This window comes from Polyangium sp. 6x1 (assembly GCF_029946515.1).
In the GTDB taxonomy this organism is placed as follows: Bacteria; Myxococcota_A; Polyangia; order Polyangiales; family Polyangiaceae; genus Polyangium.
Genome location: NZ_JARZHH010000002.1, coordinates 56,860 through 67,983 on the forward strand (window position 1 = coordinate 56,860; position 11,124 = coordinate 67,983).

Consider the following 11,124-nt stretch of genomic DNA (forward strand, 5'->3'; position numbering starts at 1 on the left):
TGGGTAGGCCATTCATGCAGAGCGACGCTCTCTCTCCCCTCGATTCGTACACGACGCTCAACGACATTCTCCGCGCGCGGGCCTTCGCGCGCCCGGACGATGTCCTCTACCACTTCCTCGCCACAGGCGACGTCGACGGGCCCGTGGAGACGTGGTCGTACGGCCGGCTCGACCACGCCGCCCGCGCCGTCGCCGCCGCGCTCCAGGGAGCTGGGATCCAGGGCGGAAGAGCGCTTCTCCTGTTCCCTCCCTCGCTCGATTTCGTCGCCGCGTTGATGGGGTGCCTCTACGCGGGCACCGCGGCCGTGCCGACGTACCCGCCCGATCCGGGTCGCCTCGATCGCACCCTGCCGCGCCTCCGCGCCATCGCCAGGGACAGCAGGGCGCAGGTCGTCCTGACGACCGCCCCGATCAAGGCGATGGCGGAGATGCTGCTCCCGCAGGTGCCGGAGCTCGCGGAGCTCGTATGGATCGCGGTCGACGCGCTGCCGCCGAGCAGCGCGGACGCCTTCCACCCGGTCGCGATCGGCGCCGAGACGATCGCGATTCTCCAGTACACGTCGGGCTCCACCGGCGCGCCGAAGGGCGTCGTGCTGACGCACGCGAACGTGCTGCACAACGAGCGGCTCATCCAGCGCGGCTTCGGTCACGACGCGCAGAGCACGGCGGTCGTCGGGTGGCTGCCGCTCTTCCACGACATGGGCCTCATCGGCAACGTGCTCCAGCCGCTGTACCACGGGATTCCGTGCATCCTGATGTCGCCGATCGCGTTCCTCCAGCGGCCCCAGCGGTGGCTCGAGGCCATCTCGCGGTACGGGGCCAGCACGAGCGGCGGCCCGAACTTCGCCTACGAGCTCTGCGCGCGCAAAGTCCCGAACGAGGTGCTGGAGCGTCTCGATCTACGCTCGTGGAAGGTCGCGTTCAACGGCGCCGAGCCCCTGCAAGCCGACACGCTGCGGCGCTTCGCCGAGCGCTTCGCGCCCTGCGGTTTCCGGCCCGAGGCGTTTTACCCTTGTTATGGCCTGGCCGAGGCAACGCTCTTCGTCGCGGGCGCGCGCCCCAGCGAGGGCGCCCGCACACGGACGCTCGACGCCGCGGCCCTCGCCCAGGGCCGCGCGGTCGAGGTCGCGTCGGCGCACCCGGAGGCGCGCGCGATGGTCTCCTCCGGATGGCTCGGCGAGGGCATGCGCGCCGTCATCGTCGATCCTCACACGCGCGAGCCTCGCGCGGAGGGCGGCGTCGGGGAGATTTGGCTCGAGGGCCCGAGCGTCGCGAGCGGGTACTGGGGGCGCGACGAGGAGACGGCGGCCACGTTCGACGCGCGCCTCGCGTCCGGCGAAGGCCCGTTCCTGCGCACGGGCGACCTCGGCTTCCTCGCGGAGGGCGAGCTGTTCGTGACCGGGCGTCAGAAGGACCTGATCATCCTGCGCGGCCGGAACGTGTATCCGCAGGACGTGGAGCTCACGGCCGAGCAAACGCACGCGGCCGTGCGCCCCGGCTGCGTCGCCGCGTTCGGCCTGGAGGTCGGCGGGGAGGAGCGGCTCGCGCTCGTCGCCGAGGTCGAGCCGGCGCGCGTCGGGGGGTCGATGGAGAGCGTGATGGAGGCAATCCGGCGCGCCGTGGCGGACGAGCACGCCGCGCACCTGCACCTCATCGCCTTGCTCGCGCCGCGCAGCATCCACAAGACGTCGAGCGGCAAGATCCAGCGGCGCGCGTGCAAGCAAGCGTTGCTCGCCGGAGCGCTGGAGGTCCTCGGGCGCTCGGACGCGCCCGAGGCGCCCGAGGACGCCCCCGCGATGGAGGACGTGCGAGAGGCGCTCGCGCGCGCGCCCGAGGACACGCACGGGGCCCTTTTGGAGCGCGCGCTCCGCGCCGCCGTCGCCCGTCGCACCGGGAGCGACGCCGGGGCGCTCGACGTGGCCGTGCCGCTCGCGTCGCTCGGCCTCGACTCGCTCGCCGGTCTGGAGCTCCAGGAGGAGCTCGAGGTTGCGCTCGGCGTTCGGCTGCCCGCGACGTTCCTGTGGCAGAGCGCGACGATCCACGACGCGGCGAGCGAGCTGCTCGGGGCGTGGCGACACGCGTCGACGCAGGTGGCGCCGACGGACGACATCCCCGCGCGCGACCCCTCTTCGCCGGAGGAGCCTTCGCCGCTCTCGCCTGGCCAGTTTCGGCTCTGGTTCCTCGAACGGCTGATGCCCGGGGTGCCGCTCTACAACGTGCAGTTCGGGCTGCGCATGCGCGGGCCGCTCGTGGCGACGGCGCTCGAAGGCGCGCTCGACGCGCTCGTGGAGCGCCACGCGATCCTGCGCACCGTGATCCGCGAGGTGGAGGGGCAGCCGTGCCAGGTGGTGCTGCCCGCGGCAAAGCTCACGCTCGCCCATGTGGATCTCGCGGGCGAGCCGGCCGCGACGCGCGACGCGGCGCGTGAGCAGCACGCGCTCGCGGAGGGACGGACCATCTTCGACTTGCAGCAGGGGCCGCTCTTGCGCGCCTCGCTCGTGCGGCTCGCCGAGGACGAGCACGAGCTGCTCCTGACGCAGCACCACATCATCACGGACGGCTGGTCCATCAGCATCCTCGCGCGTGAGCTCTCGGCGCTCTACCAGGCGCGGCTCACCGGGGCGGACGCGTCGCTGCCGCCCGTGCGCGTGCAATATGCCGACTACGCGCGATGGCAGATCGCGCGTCGGAGCACGCTGGCCGCGCAGCGGGAGTTCTGGGCCGAGCGGCTTCGGGCGTTGCCCAGGCTGGAGCTGCCCACCGACCAGCCGCGCCCGCGCGAGCCCAAGCTCGCAGGCGCGACGACGCATTTCACGCTGCCACGTCCCCTCGTCGAGGGGCTGCGCGCGCTCGGGCGAAGGCATGGATGCACGCTCTACGTCACGCTCCTCGCCGCCTACGCCGCGTTGCTCCATCGGTACACCGGGCAGACGGATTTCGGGGTGGGCACGGTGTCCGCGCAGCGCGACCGCGCCGCGACGCGGAGCCTCGTTGGGTTTTTGGCCAACACGCTGACCATCCGCTGCGACCTCGACGAGGAGCCCACGTTCGAGGCGCTGATGCAGCGTACCCGCGCGCGGGTTGAGGAGGCGCTGCGGCACGCGGAGCTGCCCTTCGAGGACGTCGTCGCCGCCACGCAGGCCGCGCGCGGCGCCGATCAGAACCCGCTCTTCCAGGTGAACTTCATGCTCGAGCAGCTTCCCGCGGTGGAAACGCGCGTGCCCGGGATGTCGTGGGAGCCGGCGCTCCGAACGCCGGACGGCGCCGTTGCGGGGACGGCGAAGTTCGACCTCTCGCTCGCGATGGTGGAGACGCCGAGCGGGCTCGACGGCGCGCTCGAGTATCGCAGCGACCTGTTCCGCGAGGACACGATCCAACGCTTCGCCGGACACCTCGAGGTGCTCTTGCGCGCGGCGGTCGCGTCGCCGGAGCGGCGCGTGCGCGACCTGCCGATCCTGACCGAGGCCGAGCGGCAGCGGGTGCTGAACGGGACCTGCGCGGGCGCCTGGCGAGGAGATGCGGGCCTCGTGCATGCGCAGTTCCAGGCGCAGGCGGCGCGCACGCCCGGCGCGACGGCCGTGGTCTTCGAGGGCGCGTCGCTCACGTACGCGGAGCTCGATCGGCGCGCGCGCTCTCTCTCTGCTCGCCTGCGCGAGCTCGGGGTGGCGCCCGACGTGCGCGTGGGCGTGCTCGTGGAGCGCTCGCTCGACGTCGTCGTGGCGATGCTCGGGATCCTCGGCGCAGGCGGGGCCTATGTGCCGCTCGATCCGTCGTATCCGCTCGAACGGCTGCGCCACATGGTGCACGACGCTTCCGTGGGCGTGCTCGTCACGCAGGCGCACCTCACGGGCATGCTCGCGGGCGCCGGCTGCGTCGAGCTGCGCGTCGAGGATCTGGAGCACGTGGCCGCGCCGCCCGAGGCGTCGCCGCCTGCGCACGACCCGGCGCAGCTTGCGTACGTGATCTACACGTCCGGCTCCACGGGCAAACCCAAGGGCGTGATGCTCCCGCACGCGACGGTCACGCGGTTCTTCGCGGCCATGGACGAGCGGCTGGGCGCGGAGCCCCCGGGCACCTGGCTGGCGGTGACGAGCGTGAGCTTCGACATCTCGGTCCTGGAGCTGCTCTGGACGTTGTGCCGGGGCTTCACGGTGGTGATCCAGGCCGACGAGGCGTCGACGCTCCGCGCGGAGCGTCGCCGCGGACGCGCGAACCCCATCGATTTCAGCCTGTTCTACTTCGCCGACGACGCCGACGGGCCGGGCCGCGATCGGTACCGCCTGCTGCTCGACGGGGCCCGATTCGCCGACAGGAACGGCTTCTCCGCGGTCTGGACGCCGGAGCGGCACTTCCACGCGTTTGGCGGCATGTACCCGAACCCCTCGGTCACGAGCGCGGCGCTCTCGACGATCACCGAGCGGGTCGGCCTGCGCGCCGGCAGCGTCGTGATCCCCTTGCACCACCCGGTGCGCGTGGCCGAGGAGTGGGCCGTCGTCGACAACCTCTCGCGTGGGCGCGTGGGCCTCTCCGTCGCGTCGGGCTGGCACGCCGACGATTTCGTCTTCGCGCCCGAGCGGTATGCGGCGCGCAAGGACGTGATGCTGGAGGGCCTCGACGTCATCCGTCGCCTCTGGCGCGGCGAGGTGGTGCGGCTGCCCGGCGGCGACGGCAAGCCCGTCGACGTGCGCATCCGGCCTCGGCCGGTGCAGGCGGAGCTGCCGATCTGGATGACGGCGGCGGGCAACCCCGAGACGTTCCGCGTCGCAGGGGCGCTCGGCGCGAGCGTGCTCACGCACCTGCTCGGGCAGAGCATCGAGGAGCTCACGGAGAAGATCGCCCTCTATCGCGAGGCGTACCGCGGGTCGGGCGCGTCGGGTCGCGGGCACGTCACGTTGATGCTTCACACGTACGTCGATCCGGACCTGTCGCGCGTCCGCGCGCGTGTGGAGGCGCCCTTCAAGAACTACCTCCGCAGCTCGCTCGATCTCATGAAGGGAATCGGGCGCTCCCTCGGCATGAGCGTGGACACGGGGCCCCTCGGCAAGGACGACGTCGATCGGATCGTCGAGCACGCCTTCGGTCGATACTTCGAGACGAGCGGCCTCTTCGGCACGCCGCGCGGGAGCCTCGAGCTCGTCGAGCAGCTCCGCGCGATGGGCGTCGACGAGATCGCATGCCTCGTCGATTTCGGCATCGACACCGACGCGGTGCTCGAGAGCCTGCCTCACCTCGACCAGCTCCGCCGCCTGAGCGAGCGCGAGGCGCGGCGCGGAGGAGGTGAGCCGGTCACGGTCCCGCGGCAGATCAAGCGGTACGGCGTGACGCACTTGCAATGCACGCCCTCGATGGCGCGCGCGCTCCTGCTCGACGTCGAGGCGCGCGAGGCGCTCGGGGGGCTCCAGAAGCTGCTCGTCGGCGGGGAGGCTTTCCCGGGTCCGCTCGCCGAGGAGCTCGGCGCGATCGTCCCCGCGGGGCGGATGAACATGTACGGGCCGACCGAGACCACCATCTGGTCGGCGACGCACGACGTGAAGGACGAGCGCGGCGGTGTGGTTCCGCTGGGCACGCCCCTCGCGCACAACCGCGTCTACGTGCTCGATCGGGCCCTTCAGCCCGTGCCCTTCGGCGTACCGGGCGAGATTTACATCGGCGGCGACTGCGTGGCGCGCGGCTACCACGGTCGGCCTGCGCTCACCGCGGAGCGCTTCCTGCCGGATCCTTTCCGCGACGAGCCGGGCGCGCGGATCTACCGGACCGGCGACATCGGGCGCTTGCGCGCCGACGGCACGCTCGAGTTCCTCGGGCGGGCCGATCAGCAGGTGAAGCTGCGCGGGTTCCGCATCGAGCTCGGCGAGGTGGAGGCGTCGCTCGCGACTTGCCCGGGCGTACGCGAGGCGGTGGCGGCGGTGCGCGAGGACGTCCCGCTCGACGTGCGGCTCGTGGCGTACGTCGTGCCGGCGGAGGGCAAGATCGACCCGGCGTCGTTGCGCGCGTCGCTGCAACGACGCTTGCCGGACTACATGGTGCCCTCGGTCTTCGTCGAGCTGCCCGCGATCCCGCGCACGCCGAACGGCAAGGTGGATCGGAAGGCGCTGCCGGCGCCCTCCGAGGAGCGGCGCGCGAGCGCGGCGTTCGTGGCGCCGAGGAGCGACGTCGAGCAGCAAATCGCGGACGTCTGGCGGCGCGTGCTCCGGGTGGATCAGGTCGGCGTCCACGACAACTTCTTCGACCTCGGCGGGCACTCGCTGCTCATGGTGCAAGTGCACAACGAGCTACAGCCGCTGCGGCCCGACATGCCGCTCGTCAAGCTCCTGGAGCACCCCACGGTCAGCGCGCTCGCGGCGTATCTGAGCGAGGGGGCAGAGGAGAGCGCGGCCGTGGTCGATGCGGCGCAGGATCGCGCGCGCCGGCAGCTCGAGGTGCTCAAGCGGCAGCGCAAGCGCGCGCGCGGGTGACGGATCCGTCATGCGACGACGACGAGAGGAAAGGTGGAAGCATGAGTGAGGAAGCGGCGCGGTCCGCTGACGACGAGCTGGCCGTCGCCATCATCGGCATGGCGTGCCGTTTCCCGGGGGCGAAAGACGCGCAGACGTTCTGGAGCAACCTGGTCGGCGGGGTCGAGTCCATCACGATGTTCTCGCGCGAGGAGCTCCGCGCGCGGGGCGTGCGGGCGGAGCTGCTCGCGAACCCGGACTTCGTCCCGGCGGCCCCGGTGCTCGAGGGCATCGAGCATTTCGACGCGTCGTTTTTCGGCTACGCGCCGCGCGACGCCGAGATGCTCGATCCGCAGCAGCGCGTCTTCCTCGAGTGCGCGTGGTCCGCGCTGGAGAACGCCGGCTACGGGGGCGCGAACCCCGGCTCCGTGGGCGTCTTCGCGGGCACCAGCGTGAGCACGTACCTGATCTTCAACCTGATGTCTCACCCCGAGATCGCCCTCGCCGAGGACACGTTCCCGGCCATGGTGGCGAACGATCGGGACTTCCTCGCGACACGCGTCGCCTACCACCTCGATCTGCGCGGGCCGAGCATGGACGTGCAGAGCGGCTGCTCGACGTCGCTCGTGGCGACGCACCTCGCCTGCCAGGCGCTGCTCGGCTTCCAGTGCGACATGGCGATCGCGGGGGGCGTCTCCATTCACATGCCGCAGCGCGCGGGGTACGTCTTCCAGCCCGGCGGCATCGCCTCGCCCGACGGGCACTGCCGCGCCTTCGACGAGGGCGCGAATGGCACGTTGTTCGGCAGCGGCGTGGGCGTGGTGGTCTTGAAGCGCCTCGACGACGCGATCCGGGACGGGGACACGATCACCGCCATCATCCGCGGCTCGGCGATCAACAACGACGGCGCCGCGAAGGTCGGCTTCACCGCGCCGAGCGTCGAGGGGCAGGCCGAGGTCATCGCGCGCGCGCATGCCATCGCAGGCGTCTCGCCCGAGGACATCGGGTACGTCGAGGCCCACGGCACGGCGACGCCGCTCGGGGACTCGGTCGAGGTCGCGGCGCTGACGAAGGCGTTTCAGGCGACGAGCGGCCGTACGCAGTTCTGCGCCCTCGGCTCCGTGAAGACGAACGTCGGGCACCTGGACGCGGCGGCGGGCGTCGCGGGGCTCATCAAGACCACGCTCGCGGTCCACCATGGCGAGATCCCGCCGACGCTCCACTTCTCCCGCCCGAACCCGCGCCTCGAGCTCGACAAAAGCCCCTTCTTCGTGAACGCGCGGCCCGCGCCGTGGCCCGCGGCGCGCTCGCCCCGCCGGGCGGGGGTCAGCTCGATCGGCATCGGTGGGACCAACGCGCACGTGATCCTGGAGGAGCCCCCGCCGGCCTCGCCCTCGGGCCCGTCGCGCCCGTGGCACGCGCTCCTGCTCTCGGCGAAGACCCCGGAGGCGCTCGATCGCGCCACGCAGGCGCTCGCCCAGCACCTCGAGAGCCACCCCGACGTCCCGCTCGCCGACGTGGCGTACACGCTCCAGGTGGGGCGGCGGTCCTTCGCCCATCGCCGGGCGATCGTCTGCGACCTCGAACGCGGCGGCGAGGTCGCGCGCGCGCTCTTCGAGCCGCGGCGCATCCTGTCCGGGACCGTCGAGGGGACGCCGCGCGTGGTGGCGTTCATGTTTCCCGGGAGCGGCACGCAGCACGTCGGCATGGGCGCGGAGCTCTACCGCAGCGAGCCGGTCTTCCGCGCGGCGTTCGATCGCTGCGCCGCGATCCTCGCGCCGCGGCTCGGCGCCGATCTGCGCGACATCGTGCACGCCCGCGAGGGCAGGGGAGGCGGGGCGCTCACGCAGCCCTCGTTTGCGCTCCCGGCGCTCTTCACGATCGAATACAGCTTGGCCGAGCTCTGGAGGTCGCTCGGCGTCGAGCCCGCCGCGATGATCGGCCACAGCATGGGCGAGTACGTCGCGGCGTGCCTCGCGGGCGTCTTCTCGCTGGAGGACGCGCTCGCGCTCGTCGCGGAGCGCGGGCGCCTGCTCGGCGCCGTGCGGCCCGGGGCCATGGTGAGCGTCGATCTGCCCGAGGCGTCGCTGACGCCGCTGCTCGATCCGCGCCTGTCGGTGGCCGCGAAGAACGGCCCCGAGAGCTTCGTCATCGCCGGAGAAGAGGACGCGATCGACGCCTTCGTCCGCACCTTGGACGAGCGCGACATCGAGTACGTTCGCCTGCCGATCCAGGTCGCCGCGCACTCCCACCTCGTCGAGCCCATTCTGCCGGCGTTCGCCGCGTTCGTGCGGGGCCTCCGGCGGAACCGCCCGCGCCTGCCCTTCATCTCGTGCGTGACGGGGACGTGGATCCGCGACGAGGAGGCCGAGAGCGTCGAGTACTGGGTGCGCCAGCTCCGGCAAACCGTGCGCTTCGCCGACAGCATCCGCACGCTGCTCGACGACCCGCGCTGGGTGCTGCTCGAGGTCGGCCCCGGGCGCGCGCTGAGCTCGGCCGCGCGGCAGCAGGTGGGCTCTGGTTCGTCGGGCAAAGTGGCGGTGCTGTCCTCGATGTGCCTGCCGCAGGAGGAGCGCTCCGAGGTCGAGTTCGCCATGACCACGCTCGCGCGGCTGTGGCTCGCGGGCGTCGCCGTCCCCTGGGAGCGCCTGCACGCGAGCGGCGCGCGACGGCGCGTCCCGCTGCCCACGTATTCCTTCGAGCGCCGGCGCTTCTGGGTGGATCCCCGCCCCGCCGACGCGCGCCTCGCCGCGCCGTGCTCCGTGGAGGGCGCGGCGACCGCCCCGCAGGCGAGCGGCAAGAAGCCGGACGTCGCCGACTGGTTCTACCTGCCCTCGTGGAAACGGACGTTGTGGCCCGCGCCCGCGCCCGGGGCGGGCGAGGCTTGCTGGCTCGTCTTCGTGCCGCCCGAGGGGCCCCTCGAAGGGCTCTCGGAGCGGCTCGCGGCCACCGGCGCCACGGTCGTCACCGTGCGCCCCGGCGGGGCGTACCGGCGGGTTCGCGAGGGGCTCTACGAGATCGACCCGCGGAGCCGAAGCGCGTACACGACGCTGCTCGAGGATCTCGCGCGCGAGCTCGACCGCGCCCCGACGCACGTCCTGCACGCCCTGAGCCTGCTCGAGCCGCGCCGGACCGACGACGTGACGGCCCACGCGAGCGACGTCGGGTTCCAGAGCTTGCTCTTCCTCGCGCAATCGCTCGGCGAGCTGCCGGCGCGCAACGCGGTGCACCTCCTCGTCGTGTCGAGCGGCGTCCAGGCCGTCACCGGGAGCGAGCGCCTGCGGCCTGAGCACGCGACGCTCCTCGGGATCTGTCGCGTCCTGCCGCGGGAGCACCTCAACATCACGTGCAAGAGCGTCGACCTCGGCGGTTATCCCGACGCGCTTGGGCCCGGCGCGCTCGGGCAGCTCGTCACCGAGGCCGAGGGCGAGGGCCAGAGCGGCGTCATCGCGCACCGGGGCGCTCACCGCTGGGAGCAGACGTTCGAGCCCGTGCGCCTCGAGCGCCCGGCGAGCGCGGCGCCGCGCCTGCGCAGCCGCGGCGTGTACCTCGTCACCGGCGGCCTCGGCGGCATCGGCCTGGCCCTCGCGGAGCACCTCGCGCGCTCTTTCGAGGCGCGGCTCGTCCTCGTCGGTCGCTCGGCGCTGCCCGCGCGGGACACCTGGGCCGCGTGGTGCGCGTCGCATGGGGAGGACGATCCGGCGCGCAGGGCCATCACGAAGATCCAGGCCATCGAGGCGCTCGGCGGCGAGGTGCTCGCGCTCCAGGGCGACGTGGCCGACGCTGCCCGGATGGCCGAGGTGCTCGCGGAGGCGCGCGCCCGGTTCGGGGCGCTGAACGGCGTCATCCACGCGGCGGGCTTGCCGCCCGGCGGCCTGCTCCGCACGAAGAGCCTGGAGACGGTCGAGAGCATCTTCCGGCCCAAGGTCGGGGGGACCGTCGTGCTCCACGGCCTCGTCCGTGAGCCGCTCGACTTCTTCCTCGTGTGCTCGACGCGGACCGCGATCGTCGGCGATTTCGGTCAGGTCGACCATTGCGCGGCGAACGCGTTCCTCGACGCCTTCGCGCAGCGATGCGCCGCCGAGGGCCAGACGCACGTCGTCTCCATCAACTGGGACGCCTGGCGCGACATCGGCCAGGCCGCGACGGCGGCGCGCGCCGAGGATTTCGCTGCCTACCGGGAGATGCTCCAGGCGAGCGGCATCGGCACCGAGGAGGGCATCGACATCTTCGACCGCGTCCTTTCGCGTGCGACGCCGCAGATCGTCGTCTCGACGCGGGATCTCTCTGCGGTGCTGGAGGAGGCGGGGCGCTTGGTCCAGGCGCTGACCGGGACCGACGCCGGCGAGGCGGGCAAGGCGCGCATCGAGGCGCCGATCGAGGAAATCGAGCGGATGATCGCGGACATCTGGAAGCGCGTCCTCGGCGTCGAGCGCGTCGACAGCCACGACAGCTTCTTCGATATCGGCGGCAACTCGCTCATCGGGCTCAAGGTCATCGCCGAGCTCAAGCGCGCGCTCGGCGTCGTCCTGCCCGTCGTGACGCTCTTCGAGCGCCCGACGGTCGCGGCGCTCGCGCAGCTCCTGCATCAGGACGAGGGGAGCGAGGCCACGTACACGGACCGCCGAACCCGGGGGGCGCGGCGCCGGGAACGATTGCAGCGCAGGCGCGAGGATCGATAGGAGAACGC

At 72.5% G+C, this 11,124-nt stretch carries 2 protein-coding genes; both read left to right on the plus strand.

The window, feature by feature from the left end:
• The first annotated feature begins 14 nt into the window (after positions 1–14).
• Positions 15–6,455, plus strand: coding sequence for a MupA/Atu3671 family FMN-dependent luciferase-like monooxygenase (locus QHF85_RS03300; protein ID WP_281325558.1), 6,441 nt, complete (start codon positions 15–17; stop codon positions 6,453–6,455).
• A gap of 41 nt (positions 6,456–6,496) precedes the next feature.
• On the plus strand, positions 6,497–11,116 hold the full coding sequence (locus QHF85_RS03305) for a type I polyketide synthase (protein ID WP_281325559.1): 4,620 nt from the start codon (positions 6,497–6,499) through the stop codon (positions 11,114–11,116).
• The last annotated feature ends 8 nt before the right edge of the window (positions 11,117–11,124 follow it).

Coding starts and splice junctions, on each gene's coding strand:
- QHF85_RS03305 (WP_281325559.1), top strand. CDS start 6,497: ATGAGTGAGGAAGCGGCGCGGTCCGCTGACGACGAGCTGGCCGTCGCC.
- QHF85_RS03300 (WP_281325558.1), top strand. CDS start 15: ATGCAGAGCGACGCTCTCTCTCCCCTCGATTCGTACACGACGCTCAAC.